Annotated in this window: 19 protein-coding genes and 1 tRNA gene; 15 read left to right on the top strand and 5 right to left on the bottom strand. The window is 48.8% G+C overall.

From position 1 onward, the window contains the following. Positions 1-28 precede the first annotated feature (28 nt). Positions 29-1,666 carry a chaperonin GroEL gene (gene groL / locus MJX74_RS13220; protein WP_240223293.1) on the top strand — a complete coding sequence of 546 codons (1,638 nt, stop codon included), beginning with the start codon at positions 29-31 and terminating at the stop codon, positions 1,664-1,666. Positions 1,667-1,887: 221 nt separating this feature from the next. Beyond that, positions 1,888-2,424: a DUF3016 domain-containing protein gene (locus MJX74_RS13215; RefSeq protein ID WP_068228455.1), complete on the top strand. Its 537-nt coding sequence runs from the start codon at positions 1,888-1,890 to the stop codon at positions 2,422-2,424. Positions 2,425-2,497: 73 nt separating this feature from the next. On the opposite strand, the gene priC is transcribed toward MJX74_RS13215, so the two are convergent. Then, entirely contained in the window at positions 2,498-2,806 is a 309-nt protein-coding gene (gene priC / locus MJX74_RS13210) for a primosomal replication protein PriC (protein ID WP_068228458.1), read from the bottom strand. Positions 2,807-2,978: 172 nt separating this feature from the next. Between priC and MJX74_RS13205 the strand changes: the two genes are divergently transcribed. Further along, entirely contained in the window at positions 2,979-3,368 is a 390-nt protein-coding gene (locus tag MJX74_RS13205; protein WP_068228461.1) for a MerC domain-containing protein, read from the top strand. 67 nt (positions 3,369-3,435) lie between these two features. Here MJX74_RS13205 and MJX74_RS13200 read toward each other — a convergent pair whose 3' ends face one another. From MJX74_RS13200 to rsgA, 3 genes are all read right to left on the bottom strand, one after another. After that, positions 3,436-4,137, bottom strand: coding sequence for a glycerophosphodiester phosphodiesterase (locus MJX74_RS13200; protein ID WP_240223292.1), 702 nt, complete (start codon positions 4,135-4,137; stop codon positions 3,436-3,438). 153 nt (positions 4,138-4,290) lie between these two features. Then, positions 4,291-5,148, bottom strand: coding sequence for an archaetidylserine decarboxylase (asd, locus tag MJX74_RS13195; RefSeq protein ID WP_240223291.1), 858 nt, complete (start codon positions 5,146-5,148; stop codon positions 4,291-4,293). A gap of 18 nt (positions 5,149-5,166) precedes the next feature. Beyond that, positions 5,167-6,201, bottom strand: coding sequence for a small ribosomal subunit biogenesis GTPase RsgA (gene rsgA / locus MJX74_RS13190; protein ID WP_240223290.1), 1,035 nt, complete (start codon positions 6,199-6,201; stop codon positions 5,167-5,169). Positions 6,202-6,312: 111 nt separating this feature from the next. Here rsgA and orn point away from each other — a divergent pair, with 111 nt between their 5' ends. The 3 genes from orn to MJX74_RS13175 all read left to right on the top strand — a co-directional run bounded on the left by orn (position 6,313) and on the right by MJX74_RS13175 (position 7,307). Continuing rightward, positions 6,313-6,861, top strand: coding sequence for an oligoribonuclease (gene orn / locus MJX74_RS13185; RefSeq protein WP_240223289.1), 549 nt, complete (start codon positions 6,313-6,315; stop codon positions 6,859-6,861). Positions 6,862-6,930: 69 nt separating this feature from the next. After that, positions 6,931-7,006: transfer RNA gene (locus tag MJX74_RS13180), tRNA-Gly, on the top strand. A gap of 94 nt (positions 7,007-7,100) precedes the next feature. Then, a complete protein-coding gene (locus MJX74_RS13175; protein WP_240223288.1) occupies positions 7,101-7,307 on the top strand; it encodes a DUF1289 domain-containing protein in 207 nt (68 codons plus the stop codon). Here MJX74_RS13175 and queG read toward each other — a convergent pair. After that, complete coding sequence (gene queG / locus MJX74_RS13170; protein WP_240223287.1) at positions 7,276-8,409, bottom strand: tRNA epoxyqueuosine(34) reductase QueG; 1,134 nt, start codon at positions 8,407-8,409, stop codon at positions 7,276-7,278. The two genes, MJX74_RS13175 and queG, sit on opposite strands and share 32 nt — an antisense overlap. A gap of 135 nt (positions 8,410-8,544) precedes the next feature. Here queG and tsaE point away from each other — a divergent pair, with 135 nt between their 5' ends. The 9 genes from tsaE to MJX74_RS13125 all read left to right on the top strand — a co-directional run bounded on the left by tsaE (position 8,545) and on the right by MJX74_RS13125 (position 18,017). Then, on the top strand, positions 8,545-9,060 hold the full coding sequence (gene tsaE, locus MJX74_RS13165) for a tRNA (adenosine(37)-N6)-threonylcarbamoyltransferase complex ATPase subunit type 1 TsaE (RefSeq protein WP_240223286.1): 516 nt from the start codon (positions 8,545-8,547) through the stop codon (positions 9,058-9,060). After that, positions 9,047-10,354, top strand: a complete 1,308-nt coding sequence (locus MJX74_RS13160; RefSeq protein ID WP_240223285.1) for an N-acetylmuramoyl-L-alanine amidase — start codon at positions 9,047-9,049, stop codon at positions 10,352-10,354. Before tsaE ends, MJX74_RS13160 begins: the two co-directional genes overlap by 14 nt. Before the next feature lie 2 nt (positions 10,355-10,356). Then, positions 10,357-12,111, top strand: a complete 1,755-nt coding sequence (mutL, locus tag MJX74_RS13155; protein WP_240223284.1) for a DNA mismatch repair endonuclease MutL — start codon at positions 10,357-10,359, stop codon at positions 12,109-12,111. Continuing rightward, the gene (miaA, locus tag MJX74_RS13150; RefSeq protein ID WP_240223283.1) at positions 12,108-13,037 is read left to right on the top strand and encodes a tRNA (adenosine(37)-N6)-dimethylallyltransferase MiaA; all 930 of its coding nucleotides are present in this window, start codon (positions 12,108-12,110) and stop codon (positions 13,035-13,037) included. Before mutL ends, miaA begins: the two co-directional genes overlap by 4 nt. 89 nt (positions 13,038-13,126) lie before the next feature. Beyond that, positions 13,127-13,387, top strand: a complete 261-nt coding sequence (gene hfq, locus MJX74_RS13145; protein WP_068228488.1) for an RNA chaperone Hfq — start codon at positions 13,127-13,129, stop codon at positions 13,385-13,387. Positions 13,388-13,404: 17 nt separating this feature from the next. Further along, positions 13,405-14,700: a ribosome rescue GTPase HflX gene (gene hflX / locus MJX74_RS13140; protein ID WP_240223282.1), complete on the top strand. Its 1,296-nt coding sequence runs from the start codon at positions 13,405-13,407 to the stop codon at positions 14,698-14,700. A 40-nt stretch (positions 14,701-14,740) separates the two neighbouring features. Next, complete coding sequence (gene hflK, locus MJX74_RS13135) at positions 14,741-15,895, top strand: FtsH protease activity modulator HflK (protein WP_240223281.1); 1,155 nt, start codon at positions 14,741-14,743, stop codon at positions 15,893-15,895. A 3-nt stretch (positions 15,896-15,898) separates the two neighbouring features. Next, positions 15,899-16,780 (top strand): protease modulator HflC, encoded by an 882-nt coding sequence (hflC, locus tag MJX74_RS13130; RefSeq protein WP_240223280.1) that lies wholly within the window; start codon positions 15,899-15,901, stop codon positions 16,778-16,780. Positions 16,781-16,847: 67 nt separating this feature from the next. Further along, complete coding sequence (locus MJX74_RS13125; RefSeq protein WP_240223279.1) at positions 16,848-18,017, top strand: aminotransferase class V-fold PLP-dependent enzyme; 1,170 nt, start codon at positions 16,848-16,850, stop codon at positions 18,015-18,017. The last annotated feature ends 110 nt before the right edge of the window (positions 18,018-18,127 follow it).

Here is an 18,127-nt window from a genome sequence, read left to right as displayed (position 1 = left end):
CGATTAACTGAATTTAAGGATTAAGAAAATGGCAGCAAAAGACGTACGTTTTGGCGATGAAGCCCGTAACAAGATGCTTAAAGGCGTCAATATTTTAGCAAACGCCGTGCGCGTAACGCTGGGTCCGAAGGGCCGTCACGTAATTCTGGATAAGTCGTTCGGCGCACCGATGATCACCAAAGACGGTGTATCGGTAGCCAAAGAAATCGAGCTGGAAGACAAGTTCGAAAATATGGGCGCGCAGATGGTAAAAGAAGTTGCTTCTAAAGCCAATGACGAAGCCGGTGACGGTACTACCACTGCAACAGTGCTGGCACAAAACATCATCAATGAAGGTGTTAAAGCCGTTGCTGCCGGTATGAACCCGATGGACTTAAAACGCGGTATCGACAAAGCGGTTATCGCTGCGGTAGCTGAGTTAAAGTTACTGTCGCAGCCTTGTGCTGACAGCAAAGCTATTGCTCAGGTAGGTACTATTTCTGCTAACTCTGATGACGAAATCGGCCAGATCATCGCCAGCGCGATGGACAAAGTAGGCAAAGAAGGCGTGATCACTGTTGAAGAAGGCCAGGGTTTAGCCAACGAGCTGGACGTGGTTGAAGGTATGCAGTTTGACCGTGGCTACCTGTCTCCTTATTTCATCAACAACCAGGAAGCTGGCCAGGTAGAACTGGACAACCCGTACATCCTGACTGTGGATAAGAAAATTTCTAACATCCGCGAATTGCTGCCAGTGCTTGAAGGCGTGGCTAAATCAGGCAAGCCATTGCTGATTATCGCTGAAGATGTTGAAGGCGAAGCGTTAGCAACGCTGGTCGTAAACAACATGCGTGGTATCGTGAAAATCTCTGCGGTTAAAGCTCCGGGCTTTGGCGATCGTCGTAAAGCAATGCTGCAGGACATTGCTACCTTAACCGGCGGTACCGTAATTTCTGAAGAAATTGGTATGGAGCTGGAAAAAGCTGGTCTGGAAGAGTTAGGTACAGCCAAGCGTGTGGTGATTACCAAAGATAACACCACTATTATTGATGGCGCCGGTGAGCAAAGCGTTATTGATGGCCGTGTGAAACAAATTCGTCAACAAATTGAAGAAGCAACGTCAGACTACGACAAAGAGAAACTGCAAGAGCGTTTAGCCAAACTGGCTGGCGGTGTGGCGGTGATCAAAGTTGGCGCAGCTACTGAAATTGAAATGAAAGAGAAAAAACACCGCGTTGAAGATGCTCTGCACGCGACTCGTGCAGCAGTAGAAGAAGGCGTTGTGCCTGGCGGTGGTGTAGCACTGGTACGTGTAGCCGCCAAGTTGGTTGACCTGCGCGGTGCTAACGAAGACCAGAACCACGGTATTAAAATTGCGCTGCGCGCTATGGAATCGCCACTGCGTCAAATCGTTGATAACGCCGGTGATGAGCCTTCAGTAGTGGTTAACCAGGTGAAATCAGGCACGGGTAACTACGGTTACAACGCAGCCAGCGGCGAATACGGCGATATGCTGGAAATGGGTATTCTGGACCCAACCAAAGTAACCCGTTCAGCCCTGCAGTTTGCGGCCTCTGTTGGCTCACTGATGATTACCACCGAAGCTATGGTAACTGAGTTACCAAAGAATGATTCCCCGGCAATGCCTGATATGGGCGGCATGGGTGGAATGGGCGGCATGATGTGATAAGAATGTGAGTGCCCACTTACACGAAAACCCCGGCTTAATGCCGGGTTTTTGCTTTTTTACGGTGTGGCTTTTATAGCAGCTGGCTACATTTTTATACAAAAGGCTACAGCATTCTGGTCCTGATCAAGGCTATAGTGAATAGCGTTAGGTAAACTTATTAGCGGCGGCTAGCTCTAACCAGAGTGGTTAAAGCTGGCCATAGGTACAGGAGACGGACTATGCGTACAACAATATTACTATGCAGTTTAGCTATGGTGCTTGGCACGGGGGCTGTGCAGGCAGGTGAAGTACAGATCAAATGGCAAGATCCGGAAAAATTCACCGATATTCGCCCGGCGAATGACAACCGTAAAGCGTTTCGCGAAAGAGTGATTAAAAAGTTTGATGGCTTTTTCAATGATATGGCAACCCAGTTACCTGAAGGCTATAAATGGGAAGTCACAGTAACTGACGTCGACTTGGCCGGTGATGTGGATTATTTTATTGGTGGTGCCGGCAATGCTTTACGCGTGGTGAAAGATATTTACTCACCAGCTGTCCGTTTTACCCATGTGCTGCGGGATAAACACGGTGAAGAGGTTGTCAGTGGTGAAGAGCGCCTGCGTGATATGGGCTTTATGCAGTCGTTACGCTCAGCCAATGACAACGAAGAGTTTCGCTATGAAAAGCAGATGCTGAGCAACTGGTTTAGCAAAGAATTACAGCCTAAAGTTGAGCAGTACGCGTTAGCGCTACCCAAGGTAAGCACAAACTGAGTTCAGGCTACACCGGCTTTGCGATAAATACCGGTGCAGTTAAGCCGGCGTTTACCTTGTAAGCGCGGTGATTTTACTTTGCTACCAGAGTGCGAAATTCAGCCAGCGTAGTGTGCAGCTGCTTTAGTTGCTGTACTACGCGCTGTAATGTTGCAGTATTAAACTGCTGGCTTTGTCGCATTGCAGCAACCTGTTCAGCTGTTTCTGCCAGATAAGGCATAAAACGGTTGCTGGAGGCCTTAAATAGCTTATTGTCGGCAAAAATACGCTGGTGTTTAGCATGACCTTGCTGCTGCAGGTTATCCAGCAGGGCATCGGCGTCCAGCGCTTTGCGGTACAGCTCTTTTAAGTTGTCATCGAGTTGATTAAGTAAAGTATCCATAATACGGCTTAGCTGAAAAAAGTGACGCCATTATGCCATAAGCCCGGCGCAGCTTCAGCAGCCTTGCAATGAAAGCCCGTTTTAGCAGGTATTTTTTTCAGTGGGCGTTTCTTTAGCAAACGTTTTGTTATATTATCTCGTTTCTTTATTTTCAGCTGCCAGAGTAAGCCACGTGTTAGCAACAGTAAGAAACGTATTTGATAAAGTAGGTATTACAGTGACGTCGCTTTGCGCCATTCACTGCATTATGCTGCCGATCATTCTGCCGGTTTTGCCATTACTGGGCCTTAGCGTTGGCCATAACCATGCTTTTGAGCGCGTGATGTTGCTGGTTACTATTGTGCTGGGCTTTATTGCTTTGTTTATTGGTTTTCATCGCTATCACCGCAAGCTCTACCCGTTTTATTCGTTATTTTTAGGTGTGTTTATATATTGGCAGCGGGATGTGTGGGGCCACGAATATGAACACGCTGTTTTGATCGTGGGTGCATCTCTGGTGGTGTTGGCGCATGTGATGAATATGCGCTTATGTAATAGCTGCAAAAGCTGCCATGACCACTAGGTATCAAAATGTATTAAAAAATCCCGCTACGGCGGGATTTTTGCTTTCTATGGTTAATTATCGGTGGTTAATTATCTGTGCTTAGCAGTGTACGGCTTCGTGCCGGATAATTGCTGAAAATACCGTCTACACCATATTGCTGAAAACGACTGATATCGTCAGGTTGATCCACGGTATACACATACACTTTTAAACCGCGCGCTTTGGCATCCTCAACAAAAGCCTGATTAATAAAGCTGACATCACAATTTACCGAGTGTGCTTGCAACTGCTGTGCAAAAGCGGCGTAATCCAGTGGCAGGCAGGCTGTCAGTGCCCCCAATTTTAGCTCGGGCTGTGCCAGTTTAAGCTCGGCGAGTAAATGGTGGTTAAAAGATGAAATAAGCAGTCGCTTGCTGTCAAACTGCAGCTCTTGCCTGGCTTTATCCAGCAAGGCCAGCAGCGGTGCTACGGTGTTTTCGCCTTTTAATTCAATATTCAGCCACAGTGTGGTGTTTTGCAGTAACTGTAATACCTGCCATAGCGTAGGAATGCGCTCACCGCGGCCTGCATCCAGTTGCATCAGTTGTTCTACAGAGTATTGATAGATACTGCCGGTGCCGTTAGTGGTGCGGGTTAAGTGATGATCATGAATAACAATAAGCTCGCCCTGTACAGCGAATACGTCTATTTCTATAGCGTCCGCACCTTGCGTTATGGCTTGTTCAATAGCCAGCAGGGTGTTTTCCGGGTATTCACCACTGGCACCACGATGAGCGATGATTTGCATAAAATGACCTCCATTTCTCCGGACGCTGCCTGCCACTCCGTACATTTCTTCTGTGACACGCCGTGAACCCATCCCTGGGGGCTCGATTCGGCCATCCTGGCCTGCAACGGTCACAGAAGAAAGTACATACGTGTCAGCCAGTAACGCTGTTAATCAGTTTAGTTCTGCAAAAGGCGCACCCATGCGGGTAACGGTACCTGGTTGCTGATCGGCTAAAAACTGTAGTTTATTCGCCGGGAAAGCCAGCACTACTGTTGAACCCAGTTTAAAGCGGCCCATCTCGGCACCTTTTTCCAGCGTAATGGCATTTTTACCATGTGCCGGATAGCTCCAGCGAAACACATTTTTACCCGCCGGTGGCGTTACTGTACCGGCCCAAACCGTTTCAATACTGGCTACTATTGTGGCGCCTACCAGCACTAAAGCCATAGGGCCAAGTTCGGTGTCAAAAATGGTTACTACGCGCTCGTTCAGCGCAAATAAATCTTTTACGCACTCTGCGGTTAATGGGTTAACCGAGAAGAGTTCTCCTGGTACATAAATCATCTGGCGTAAGGTGCCACGAACAGGCATATGAATACGGTGATAATCTTTCGGTGCCAGGTAAATCGTGGCAAAGTCTCCACCGCTGAAAGGTTCAGCAGTGGCAATATCGCCACCTAACAACGCCTGCAAAGAATAACTGTGATTTTTAGCCTGTACCAGCTGGCCTTGCACTATAGGGCCTAACTGGCTGATACAGCCATCTACCGGATGCGCGACGATATTGGCTTCTGCTGCCAGCGGGCGGATACCATCTTTTAATGGCCGGGTAAAAAACTCATTAAAACTGGCGTAGTCTTTGGCTTGTTCAAACTGAGCTTCCGCCATATTAATGCCGTAGGCTTTAATAAAACGATTAATTAAAAAGTGGCTGAACCAGCCCAGCTTCGCCGCGGCTAATTTGCCAACAAGGCGTGAAATTAAATGTTTAGGCAACAAATATTGCAGGGTAATTTTTAAATTATCCATTATGTTCTCTGTATAAAGTTAAAAGTGATTCGGTTTGTCTTGCGCCATACTGGCCAGGATTTTTAAATAGCTGTCATAGCGTTCCTGACTGATGTCTCCGGTTTCTACCGCGTGCTGAATAGCGCAGCCAGGATCGGAAATATGCTTGCAGTCACGGAATTTACAGCGCCCAAGCCAGGGGGTAAATTCAGTAAAGCCGCGGGTAACTTCTTCTGCTGTTAAATGCCACAGCGCAAATTCACGAATACCGGGCGAGTCGATTAAATCGCCGCCATCAGGCAAATGATACAAGCGCGACACCGTGGTGGTGTGTTGCCCGAGGCCTGAGTTTGTCGACACTTCCTGAGTTAACGCTTCGAGACCGGGCATTAAATTGTTCATTAATGACGATTTGCCCACGCCAGACTGACCGACAAAAATGCTGGTACCACTGTGCAGGTAACTGAGTAATTGCGCCATACCCACACCGCTTTTAGCGCTAACCAGCAAAAAGTTATACCCCAGCTGTTGGTACAATGCCAGTTGCTGCTCTGTAGCAATAAACTCATCAGCGCTGAGCAAATCGGCTTTATTAATCACCAACAGCGGTTTGATGCCGGTGATCTCTGCTGCCACAAGATAGCGGTCAATAATATTGAGCGATAACGCAGGTAAAATAGCAGAGACGATAATCATTAAATCAATATTGGCGGCGACCGGTTTTAAACCGTCGTAAAAATCTGGCCGCAGCAGCACAGAGCTACGCTCTTCTACCGCATCTATTACGCCATCAATGCCACCGGTGGGTTGCAAAGCGCGGCGCCACACTACGCGATCACCGGTAACCAAAGAGGCAACAGAGCGGCGCATATTACAGCGCACCACGACACCGTTGGTATCTTCGACATCAGCATGCTGGCCAAAACGGCTTAATATCAGGCCGGTTTCTGTGGCGGCAAAGCTGTCGTCATCAACTGATTCGACACCTTTATTTTTTGGTGCGCGTAACCGTTTGCTGGCATTGTCGGCAATACGTTGCTGCTGGCGCTGGGTAAGATGTTTTTTCTTTGTCACTGCTGCTTTTATCGCTCTGATGTAAAGGATGCTATTACTGCTAAGCTTAGGACGTGTATGATACCTGCAATCTGTTAATGAACAAAGCAGCAACGAGTGTAAGGGTTTTTGATGAGTGTAAATGACAATAATCTGATTTGGCTTGATTTGGAAATGACTGGCCTGGAGCCAAAAACCGATGTAATTCTGGAAATGGCCACTATTGTTACCGACAGCCAGTTGAATATCCTGGCCGAGGGGCCGGTATTTGCCATTAAACAGCCTGACGATGTGCTGGATAATATGAGCGCCTGGTGTGTTGAGCAACACGGTAAAAGCGGTTTAACGGCGCGTTGCCGGGCAAGTACAACCACCCTGGCAGATGCTGAACAACAAACTATCGCGTTTTTACGCCAGTATGTGACGGCAGGTAAATCGCCAATGTGTGGTAACAGCATAGGGCAGGACCGACGTTTTCTGGCAGAATATGCGCCAACACTGGAAGCGTTTTTTCATTACCGTAATCTGGATGTCAGTACAGTTAAAGAGCTGGCACGGCGCTGGCACCCGGAGGTGCTGAAGAAAGTACAAAAAGCCGGCAGCCATTTGGCACTGGATGATATTCGTGAGTCAATTGCTGAATTAGTAACCTATCGCGAGCATTTTTTCAAATTACCGTAATAAAGTGCTTGCATAAGCTAACTGATTTTGTAAAATGCGCGCCATCACGACGTAACAACGTCAGTTGATGCGAGTATAGCTCAGCTGGTAGAGCGCGACCTTGCCAAGGTCGAGGTCACGAGTTCGAACCTCGTTACTCGCTCCAAATTCGATGAAAAACCGCACCTTGCGCAAGCACAGTGCGGTTTTTTGTTTTCTGCGATATAGTTAGTGCTTGTTTAGCTTATCATCTGGCTGTTATGTCTGAATCGCCCTGTGTGCGTAACTGTTGCCTGGATCAGCATGATTGCTGTCTGGGGTGCGGCCGGTTATTAAACGAAATTATAGAGTGGCACAGTGCAGACAGTATACGGCGCGAGGCGATCCTGGATCTGGCTGCACAGCGTCTGACGCAGCGCCAACAATTATATTCAGTCATGCATCCCGCGGCAGGCCCTTCTGAATAATCCTGACTAAACGCTCCGTGCTGCGTGGTAAGAGTGACTCTGCCTGCCAGCCTTTTCGCTTTTGTTGTGCTAATGCCCAGTGAATATGTTCTGCGACCAATGCGCTGGCGCTATCGAGTTTAGCGCTTAACGCCTGCACAATGTCAGCCTGATAAGGCGCGTTGCCCAGTGCCACAGCGATGTTACGTTGCCAGCGTTCATAACCAATGCGGCGGATGGCGCTACCTTCGGTGTGGCTTAAAAATTCATATTCCTGCCAGGCAAATAAACTAAGCAGGCTTTGGCTTTGCCATTGAGGCCGGCGCTGAAAGTCGCCTTCAATACTGAGTGGCGCTACGCGGTTTTCCGGGCATACCAACTGACAGTCGTCGCAACCGTATATACGGTTGCCCAGTAACGGGCGGAATTCTTCCGGAATTGCGCCTTTAAGTTCAATAGTCAGATAAGAAATACAGCGGCGGGCATCGACCACGTAGGGTTCAACAATTGCGCCGGTGGGGCAACTGGTGATGCAGGCAACACAACTACCGCAATCACCTTCGTGTGGCGTATCGATGGGTAAAGGCAAGTTAACCAGCAGCTCACCGAGAAAAAACCATGAGCCAGCCTCCTGGTTTAGCAATAAGCTATGTTTGCCTATCCAGCCAAGCCCGGCTTGTTGGGCCAGTGGTCGCTCTAAGATGGGGGCTGAATCGGTAAAAGGCCGATAGCCCAATTCAGCCACCTGCTGATTAATACGTTCGCCCAGTTGTTTAAGCCGGTTGCGGATCAGCTTATGGTAGTCACGCCCCAGAGCATAGCGGCTGATATAAGCCTGAGTCGGGTCGGCCAGGTTGGTGGCAAAACCAGCGCCTTTGGGTAAATAGTTCATCCGTACACTTAATACCCGCAACGTGCCGGGTACCAGTTCTGCCGGCCTTGCCCGCAGCATACCGTGGCTGGCCATATAATCCATTTCGCCGTGATAGCCTGCATCCAGCCATTTTTGCAGTTGCCGTTCAGCATCCGGCAAGGAAACACCGGTTATACCTAACTGCGCAAAGCCCAGTTCCTGCGCCCAGCGTTTTATCTGCAATGCCAGTGCGGCATAATCTGTTGTCATGCAAAAAGCCGGTAAGAAAACACAGCGCAATTTAGCATAAAATGGGCTGTTGCGCCTAGCCGGGCGGGAACTTGGTAGTAGCAGATTAAGTCATAGTCGCGACAAGCGGTTTTACTGGCCCAGCAGGCAACTAATTTGTTAACATGGTGCGGTTTTTGTGCGACAACAGAGAAAATGCCAGTGCAGCAATTTGAAAGTGTGTTAAAGGATGAGCAAGCAACCTTAGCGTTAGCATCGCGTATGGCAACTCTGGTTTCAGGCGGGCACACCTTATTTCTGCATGGCGATTTAGGGGCAGGCAAAACGACTTTCAGCCGGGGGCTGCTGCATGCTCTTGGCCATAAGGGTACAGTTAAAAGCCCAACTTATACTCTGGTTGAGCCTTACCAGCTGGAAAACTTAACGGTGTTTCATTTTGATCTGTACCGTTTACGTGATGCTGAAGAGCTGGAGTTTATGGGCATCCGCGATTATTTTCGCAGCGACAGTATATGCCTGATTGAATGGCCTCTGCAGGGCATGGGTTATTTACCTGTAGCGGATCTGGACATACACTTATTATTCGAACAAGAGCTACGGCGGGTAAGGATAAGCGCTAATACCCCAGCCGGAGCCAAAATGCTGAATGCGCTAAATAATGAAAACGAATAGTTACAATACGTTACACGGTTTATTGCTGTTGCTGCTGGCATTGTTCAGCGTCGCTGGCGTAGCCGCTAATCAGGTGCAGGGTGTAAGAATTTGGCCATCGCCGGACAATACCCGAGTGGTATTCGACTTATCTGCTGCACCGGATCACAAATATTTCACGCTGGATAAACCGGATAGGCTGGTTATTGACCTGAGTAATATTAAAGGTGGCAGCAATTTACCGTCGGTGTCAGGAGAGTCCCCATTAATTAAAGCTATCCGTAGCAGTGGCGATGCCAATAGTATGCGCATCGTGCTGGATTTAGCCAAATCAACCAAAGCCAATGTGTTTGCTTTGTCACCCACACCACCTTATGGACACCGTTTAGTGGTAGATTTACCGGATGACCAGCCAGCACAGAACGTACCTCCACCGGCAATACGGGCTGCACGCGATATTGTTATTGCAATAGATGCAGGCCACGGCGGTGAGGACCCGGGTTCAATAGGCCCCAGTGGTTTTTATGAAAAAAACATCACCTTGCCTATTGCGAGGCAGTTGGCGCAGCTAATCGATCGTCAGCCAGGTATGAAATCCATGATGGTGCGCACTAACGATTACTATATTCACGTTAACCGCCGTACCGAAATTGCCCGTGGCCAACAAGCCGATCTGCTGGTTTCTATTCATGCTGATGCGTTTACCACGCCGCAGCCGCGTGGGGCTTCTGTTTGGGTGTTATCTTTACGGCGCGCTACAACCGAAGTAGGGCGTATGCTGGAACAGACAGAGCGGCACTCTGAACTGCTGGGCGGTGTGGCTGAGATTATTAAAGATTCTGCCAATGAGCGCTATCTGGCGCAAACAGTGCTGGATTTATCAATGAACCACTCGATGGTAACCGCCTATCAGGTTGCCGGTGAAGTATTGCAAGAGCTGGGTAAAGTTGCGCATTTGCATAAGAAAGAGCCGCAGGCTGCCAGCCTTGGTGTGCTTAAGGCTCCGGATATTCCGTCTATTCTGGTGGAAGTTGGTTTTATCTCTAACCCACAGGAAGAGCGGCAATTACGCTCGGCTGCGCATCAAACCAAACTGGCGCAATCTTTGTTCAGCGCGCTAAAACGGCACTTTGAAAAATCACCGCCAGCGGATTCTTTGTTTGCACAGCAGCGCTCAAGGGAGCATCGCGTTAGCGCTGGCGAGTCTTTGTCTCTGCTGGCGCAGCGTTATAATGTGTCTATTGATGAGTTACGCAACCTTAATCAACTTACCACTGACAGCATCCGCGTTGGCCAGACCCTGCGGATCCCCTAGCTATGGCTATTCGTATTTTACCGCCGCAGCTTGCTAACCAGATTGCGGCGGGTGAAGTTGTTGAGCGCCCCGCATCTGTAGTGAAAGAACTGGTAGAAAACAGCCTGGACGCCGGTGCTGACCAGATTGAAATAGATATTGAAAAAGGTGGCAGTAAGCTGATCCGGGTGCGTGACAATGGTAGCGGTATTGCAGAGCAAGAGCTGGTACTGGCGTTAAGCCGGCATGCCACCAGTAAAATTACTGATTTGGATGATTTGGAAGCCATTACCAGCCTGGGCTTTCGCGGCGAGGCATTGGCCAGTATCAGTTCGGTATCACGGCTGACGTTAACATCGAAAATCCTTGAGCAAAGCGCAGCCTGGCAGGCCAGTGCCGCCGGGCGTGATATGCAGGTGGAGGTGCGTCCGGCAGCGCATCCGGTGGGTACCAGCATTGAAGTACTGGACTTATTTTTTAATACACCGGCGCGGCGCAAGTTTTTGCGGACTGACAAAACAGAATTCAGCCATATTGATGAACTGATAAAACGGCTGGCGTTAAGCCGTTATGATGTGACCTGGCAACTGAGCCATAACGGCCAGGTAGTGCGCCGGTTAAAGGCGGCGAAAACTGAAGAGCAACGGCAAAAGCGGGTGGCGGCCCTGTGTGGCCGGGTGTTTGCAGAGAATGCCGCTTTTATTGAGAATCAGTATGGCGATGTGCGGATCTGGGGCTGGATAGTGCAGCCGCAAGCGTGCAGTAACCAGTTGCAATGCCAGTACAGCTACGTTAATGGCCGGATGATGCGCGATAAGCTGTTAAATCATGCTATCCGTCAGGCCTATGGCGATATGCTAACCGCCGAGCAACAACCTGCTTTTGTATTATACCTGGAGCTTGACCCGCGCCAGGTAGATGTAAATGTGCATCCGGCTAAGCATGAGGTGCGCTTTCATCAGGCCAGGCTAATACACGATTTTGTGGTATCAGCCCTGGGTGATGCGTTAGTGCAGTTGGCTACATCACAGCCAACTGCCGCAGATATAGTTCACCGGGTACAGGAAACATCAGCCTGTAACTACCAGCCAGAGCAACCGGTCAGCAACCAGGCAGGCCGTAGCGGCGGTTATGCGCCCCGTCAGCCGGGAGTCGCAGCAGTAAAACGTGAGCTGTCATACTGGCAGCACAGCCATAAAGCTGCAGATGCACAAACAGAAGCAACGGCAGAACTGCAACCTGCCACTGCTGCATTCAGCCCGCCTGCACAAACTCAATTAACAGCTGCTCCGCTGATTGTACGTAACCGGTATTTGCTTAAACAACATGCTGACGATGTGTTGTTGATTGATCTTGTGCCCACCTTATCGGCATATTTTACTGCCAACAGTTTACCTGCCGTGCCGTTATTGCTGCCGCTTCGTATCAGTGTCAATGCTGCGCAGCTACGCAAACTTACCCAACTGGCTGACAGCTTCAGCCGTGCTGGTTTTGATATGCTGCTTACTGACAATACCGTGATAGTGAGGGCGGTGCCCGATTGGCTGCGACAAACTGTGCTGGGGCAGTGGTTACCATCATGGTTTGAGCAGTTAGCGCAAAATAGCGGCGATGATGTGATAGGTGCTTTATTGTCTATGTTACTCAATGCTAATGGGGTTGCTGCGGCCACAGTATTAAACTCTGCGCCTCCGGTATTGTCTCTGCCCGAGTACTGGAGCTATGCACCGTTGCAACTTGATACCACACTGGGTTTGTTAACAAGGCAACAACCATGAGTCAGCTAAAGCGCGATGTAATTTTTCTGATGGGGCCAACCGCGTCCGGTAAAACAGCGCTGGCAACAAAGCTATACCAACAGTTACCTGCAGAGCTTATCAGTGTTGACAGTGCTCTGGTTTATCGCGGTATGGATATAGGCACTGCCAAACCCACCGCGCAGGAGCTGGCAGTAACGCCGCATCACCTGCTCGACATTCGTGACCCGGCACAAAGCTATTCTGCGGCAGACTTCCGTACAGATGCGTTGCGTTTGATTGCTGAAATTCAACATCGTGGTAACATCCCCATTCTGGTTGGTGGTACTATGCTGTACTTTAAAGCCTTGCTTGAAGGTATTTCGCCGCTACCAGAGGCTAACGAAGCAGTGCGACAGCAGTTGGAGCAGGAAGCAGCAGTAAAAGGCTGGGCCAGATTACACGACGAGTTAGCGCAGATTGATCCTGTATCTGCACAGCGTATTCACCCGAATGACCCGCAGCGTATTAACCGGGCATTGGAAGTTTACCGTCTTACCGGGCGTAGTTTGACAGATTTAACTGCAGAAAAAGGGGAACCTTTTGCTTTTCCTGCACACCAATTTGCGATAGCGCCGGAGGATCGTGCCGTGTTGCACCAGCGTATTGCGATGAGGTTTGAGCAGATGCTGGTTGCCGGTTTTGAACAGGAAGTTGCGGCACTTAAAGCCCGGCCAGATTTACACCCGGATTTACCCTCTATGCGCTGCGTAGGTTACCGGCAAATGTGGGATTATCTGTCAGGCAATGGTAGCTATCAACAGATGAGTGAGCGCGGTATCGCGGCAACCCGGCAACTGGCAAAACGGCAGTTAACCTGGTTGCGAGGCTGGCCTGATCTGACATGGCTGAAAAGTGACGCGCCGTTAGCTGAAAACTTGCAAGCCGTTTTATCTTCGCTAAGCTAAAGAAGATGTAGAAAAAGACGTTTTAACAACTTGAAATAAAAAAAATAATACCAATATAAGTCGGACTAATTAAAAAAGGAAAGCGGCACATGGCAAAGGGCCAATCTTTACAAGACCCATTTTTAAACACCTTGAGACGGGAGCGTATTCCGGTATCAATTTATCTGGTGAATGGCATTAAACTTCAGGGTCAGATCGAATCTTTCGATCAGTTCGTTATTCTGCTGAAAAATACTGTAAGTCAAATGGTATATAAGCATGCCATTTCAACTGTGGTACCGGCCCGCGCGGTCAATACTATGGTAACTCACAGCAATGGTCAGGGTGATGATGAAGAGGACGTGGAATAATTTCAGGGGTTACTCGCTTGTCTGACATTAGCGTGGTACCGGAACAAGCGATCCTTGTCCATGTAAACTTTTCGCAGCAGCATGTCAGTGAGGATCTAACCGAACTGAAATTGCTGGTGTCTTCCGCCGGTGTGCAAACTATGCAGGTTGTTACTGCAAGCAGAAGCGCGCCTGATGCTAAATTTTTTGTTGGCTCCGGTAAGGCAGAGGAAATAGCAGCACTGGTAGAAGAAACCGGTGCTGATGTGGTTATTTTTAACCATGCATTGAGCCCGGCGCAAACACGTAATCTGGAACGTTTGTGTCTTACCAGGGTTATTGATCGCACCACATTGATTTTGGATATTTTTGCCCAGCGCGCCCGCACCTTTGAAGGTAAATTGCAGGTAGAACTGGCACAGTTGCAGCATTTGGCCTCAAGGTTAGTGCGCGGCTGGGACAGTCTTGACCGGCAAAAAGGTGGTATTGGCTTGCGCGGCCCCGGTGAAACACAGCTGGAAACCGATCGGCGTTTACTGCGCGAGCGGGTAAAGGCATTACAAACCAGGCTGGCAAAGCTGACTAAGCAGCGTGAGCAAGGCCGCCGTGCCCGGCAACGTTCTGAAGTGCCGGTAGTGTCGGTAGTGGGCTATACCAACGCGGGTAAATCGACGCTATTTAACCGCATTACCAAAGCCGATGTGTACGCAGCTGATCAACTGTTTGCCACACTGGATCCCACCTTACGTAAACTGAAACTAAAAGGTGTTGGCGAGATAATTCTGGCCGACACCGTTGGTTTTATCAGGCATTTGCCGCACGACTTAGTCGCTGCTTTTAAATCGACGTTGCAGGAAACCCGCGATGCCGACTTGCAGTTGCATGTGGTGGATCTGTCAGATCCGCGTAAAGATGACAATATGCAGCAGGTTGACCTGGTATTGCAGGAAATTGATGCCGATCAGTTACCGCAACTGGTGGTGTACAACAAAATTGACCTGTTGCAGCAATTACCGCGTATTGAGTACAACGAATACAAACAACCGGTAGCGGTATATTTATCTGCCGTTAGCGGCGCCGGGGTAGACTTGCTGGCGCAGGCATTAAGCCAGTTGTTGTCAGAACGGTATATGGACATAACTTTGCTATTGCCACCGGAGCAAATGCAGTGGCGTGCCCGGTTTCACCAGCAACACAGTATTGAGCAAGAACAGTTCGACGCTGAGGGCAATTGTCAGTTGCAACTGCGGTTAAGCGAGTCGGTGTGGAACCGCAGCGTAAAGCAGTCGCACGGACAATTAGAAAACTATGTCGTCAGTCAGCCGGTTATTTGATACATTAACCCTTATTTTGCAACTTAGAATGGAGTAAACCATGGCTTGGAATGAGCCGGGCAATAACGGCAAGAATAACGACCCCTGGAAACAGGGTGGTCGTGATCAGGGCCCGCCCGATTTAGATGAAGTGTTTCGTAACTTTGGCAAAAAGTTAGGAGGTATCTTCGGCGGTGGCAAGTCAACAGGTGGTAGTAGCGGCGGTGGCGCTTCAGCTGCGCTGGTACTAATACTGATTGTCGCAGCATTGGTGTGGGCCTTCAGTGGCTTTTATACCATTAAAGAATCTGAGCGTGGAGTTGTGCTGCGTTTTGGCCAGTATCACGATGAAGTCGGGCCTGGTATTCACTGGAAACCAACTTTTATCGACAATGTGCTGCCGGTTGATGTAACCAGTGTACGTACTTTGCGCAGCGATGGTTTTATGCTTACGCAGGATCAGAATCTGGTACGGGTAACGTTTGAAATTCAGTATCGTGTATTCAACGCCCGGCTATATAAATTTTCAGTGGTAGATGCTGATAGCAGTTTACACCAGGCAACCGATGCAGCACTGCGCTATGTTATCGGTCACTCTATTATGGATGACGTATTAACCCGTGGCCGTGAAGTTGTGCGCCAGAACACCCGGCAGGAACTGGAAGGCATTATTGAACCTTACAAGATGGGTATAGCTCTGGTTGATGTTAACTTCCGTGATGCACGGCCACCGGAAGAAGTACGTGACGCCTTCGATGATGCGATTAAAGCACAGGAAGATCAGGAGCGCTTTGTACAGGAAGCTCAGGCATATGCCCGTGAAATTGAACCACGTGCCCGTGGTCAGGTTAATCGTGTAATGCAAGAAGCCGATGCCTACAAACAGCAAGTTGTGTTGAAGGCGCAAGGTGAAGTAGCCCGGTTTGAAAAGCTATTACCGGAATATCTGGCTGCACCTAAGGTAACTCGCGACCGTATGTACATTGAAACGATGGAACAGGTATACAGCAATACATCAAAAGTGCTTGTTGATGTAAAAAATGGTAATAATATTATGTATTTACCTCTTGATAAAATGATTAACCAAGGCTCAGGCAGTTCAACGCCGTCAAATAGCCTGCCGTTAATTCCATCGCGTAGCAGCACCGACAGTAGTAGCAGTTCAAACCGGACTGACAGTTCGCGCAGCACAACAACACGCAGTGGCCGGGGGTAATATATGAAGAACTTTACTATAGCCATTATCGTTATTATTGCGTTTATTTTTGTATCTGCTTTATTTGTAGTGCCAGAAGGTCAGCGTGCCATTGTGATCCAGTTTGGTAAAATTCAGCGTGATGCAGAGCAGAATGTGACTGTGTATGAACCCGGTTTGCATTTTAAGCTGCCATTTATTGAAACCGTGCGTAAGTTAGATGCCCGTGTCCAAACGCTGGACGATGCGCAGGATCGTTTTGTAACTGCAGAGAAAAAAGACTTACTGGTAGACAGCTATGTAAAATGGCGTATTAACGACTTTGGTGCCTACTTTCTGGCAACAGGCGGTAATACGGCACAAGCAGAAGTGTTGTTAAAACAGTATATTAATAACGGATTACGCACAGAATTTGGTACCCGTACCATTCAGGAAATTGTATCAGGCGAGCGTACTCAGTTAATGCAGAGTGCTTTACAGCAAGCGGGTGCTGCGTCAAAAGAACTTGGTATTGAAGTGGTCGACGTTCGTGTGAAGCAGATTAACCTGCCGCAGGAAGTTAGTAGCTCGATTTTTGCCCGGATGGAAGCTGAGCGTCATGCTGTGGCGCGTGAGCACCGCTCACGTGGTATGGAAGAAGCAGAGATCATTCGTGCCGATGTTGATGCACGGGTTACCGTTATGGTAGCCGATGCTGAGCGTAACTCGCGTACTGTACGCGGTGAAGGTGATGCCTTAGCAGCCAATGTCTATGCCGAAGCCTATAACAAAAATGCCGAGTTCTTTTCCTTCGTGCGCAGTATGGAAGCCTATCGCAAAAGCTTTAGCAGTAAAGACGATGTGTTGGTGGTACAGCCGGATAATGAATTCTTCAAATACATGAAATCAGATCAAGTACAAAACTGATTATAGTGTTTAAGAAAAAGGCCCTTTCAGGGCCTTTTTTGTCTCTGAGATGGTCATAGGGGGAGTTATGTACCAACAGTTTTATCAGCGTTTTTTGCAGGCGAATCAGGGCAAGCAACACTTTGCCTGCCATTCGCATCACTACTGGCCAGATGTTACCCGTGATGCCATGCTGGAATACTGGGACGACACCGCCAGGCTGGTAGATGATAAATGGCGTTATATTTTTGGTGACAAAGTGCCGCAAACCCAGCAGCTTATCGCTGATATATTGCAACTGCCCCAGGCTGAGCAAATTGTGTTCGCACCTAATACCCACGAGCTGGTTATGCGTTTGCTCAGTTGCTTTGATTTACGCCATCCACTGAGGATTTTAACAACCGACAGTGAATTTCATAGCTTTTCGCGCCAGGTAAAGCGTCTGGCTGAATATGATAACGTGCAGCTGGATGTTATCCCAACCGAACCTTTTGCCAGCTTTGCCCAGCGTTTTACTGATGCAGCGGCAGCAAACAACTATCAATTAATTTTCTGCAGTCAGGTATTTTTCAATTCAGGTTTTGCTATTGCCGACTTAACCGGCTTTGTGCAGCAATTGGCCGCCAGCAGCGATGCGATGATCGTGATCGACGGCTATCATGGTTTTATGGCCTTGCCAACGGATTTGTCGGCAATTGCAGAACGTATTTTTTATCTGGCAGGCAGTTATAAATACGCTCAGGGCGGTGAGGGCTGCTGTTTTATGACAGTTCCTCTGGGCAGCACTGCCCGGCCGTTATATACAGGCTGGTTTGCCGAGTTTGGTACTTTGGCCGGCGAAAAATCTGCTACGGTGCTGTACAGTGAAGATGGTTATCGGTTTGCCGGCTCAACGATGGATTTCTCCGCCTTATATCGCCTTAATGCCGTGTTGCGGTTATTTAAGCAGCAGGGCATCAGTGTGGGCCGTATTCATCAGTATGTGCAGCAGTTACAGCAAGCATTTTTAGCCAAAGTAGCAGAGTTAAAGCATACTAAGTTAAATATGCAATCGCTGCTGCAACAGGATTTAGCGCACCACGGCCACTTTTTAACCTTCCGCCTGGGTAGTGCGGCGCAAGTTGCCGAACTGGCAGCAGAGTTAAAACGAGCGGGTATCGAAACAGACTATCGCGCAGATCGGTTGCGGTTTGGTTTCGCCTTATACCATAACAGCGCGCAGTATGATTTAACTTGTCTAACCCGTGAGCATACTTAACTAACTGAATAAAAACCATTAATTAAGCCGCTGAGAAAAAAGCGGCTTTTTTTCCTCCAGACGGCTGAAACTTGGTTGCCAATTTGGTAGAATCCCCGCCTAATTTTTCC

It is taken from the genome of Rheinheimera hassiensis (genome assembly GCF_022436675.1).
Taxonomy (GTDB): domain Bacteria; phylum Pseudomonadota; class Gammaproteobacteria; order Enterobacterales; family Alteromonadaceae; genus Alishewanella; species Alishewanella hassiensis.
The sequence above is the reverse complement of the archived record's forward strand: the minus strand, read 5'-3'. Positions and strand labels throughout refer to the sequence as shown.

Bases quoted from the DNA above. Each gene is read 5' to 3' on its own strand.
- groL (WP_240223293.1), top strand. From the start codon at position 29: ATGGCAGCAAAAGACGTACGTTTTGGCGATGAAGCCCGTAACAAGATG.
- MJX74_RS13215 (WP_068228455.1), top strand. From the start codon at position 1,888: ATGCGTACAACAATATTACTATGCAGTTTAGCTATGGTGCTTGGCACG.
- priC (WP_068228458.1), bottom strand. From the start codon at position 2,806: ATGGATACTTTACTTAATCAACTCGATGACAACTTAAAAGAGCTGTAC.
- MJX74_RS13200 (WP_240223292.1), bottom strand. From the start codon at position 4,137: ATGCAAATCATCGCTCATCGTGGTGCCAGTGGTGAATACCCGGAAAAC.
- asd (WP_240223291.1), bottom strand. From the start codon at position 5,148: ATGGATAATTTAAAAATTACCCTGCAATATTTGTTGCCTAAACATTTA.
- orn (WP_240223289.1), top strand. From the start codon at position 6,313: ATGAGTGTAAATGACAATAATCTGATTTGGCTTGATTTGGAAATGACT.
- MJX74_RS13175 (WP_240223288.1), top strand. From the start codon at position 7,101: ATGTCTGAATCGCCCTGTGTGCGTAACTGTTGCCTGGATCAGCATGAT.
- queG (WP_240223287.1), bottom strand. From the start codon at position 8,409: ATGACAACAGATTATGCCGCACTGGCATTGCAGATAAAACGCTGGGCG.
- MJX74_RS13160 (WP_240223285.1), top strand. From the start codon at position 9,047: ATGAAAACGAATAGTTACAATACGTTACACGGTTTATTGCTGTTGCTG.
- mutL (WP_240223284.1), top strand. From the start codon at position 10,357: ATGGCTATTCGTATTTTACCGCCGCAGCTTGCTAACCAGATTGCGGCG.
- miaA (WP_240223283.1), top strand. From the start codon at position 12,108: ATGAGTCAGCTAAAGCGCGATGTAATTTTTCTGATGGGGCCAACCGCG.
- hfq (WP_068228488.1), top strand. From the start codon at position 13,127: ATGGCAAAGGGCCAATCTTTACAAGACCCATTTTTAAACACCTTGAGA.
- hflK (WP_240223281.1), top strand. From the start codon at position 14,741: ATGGCTTGGAATGAGCCGGGCAATAACGGCAAGAATAACGACCCCTGG.
- hflC (WP_240223280.1), top strand. From the start codon at position 15,899: ATGAAGAACTTTACTATAGCCATTATCGTTATTATTGCGTTTATTTTT.
- MJX74_RS13125 (WP_240223279.1), top strand. From the start codon at position 16,848: ATGTACCAACAGTTTTATCAGCGTTTTTTGCAGGCGAATCAGGGCAAG.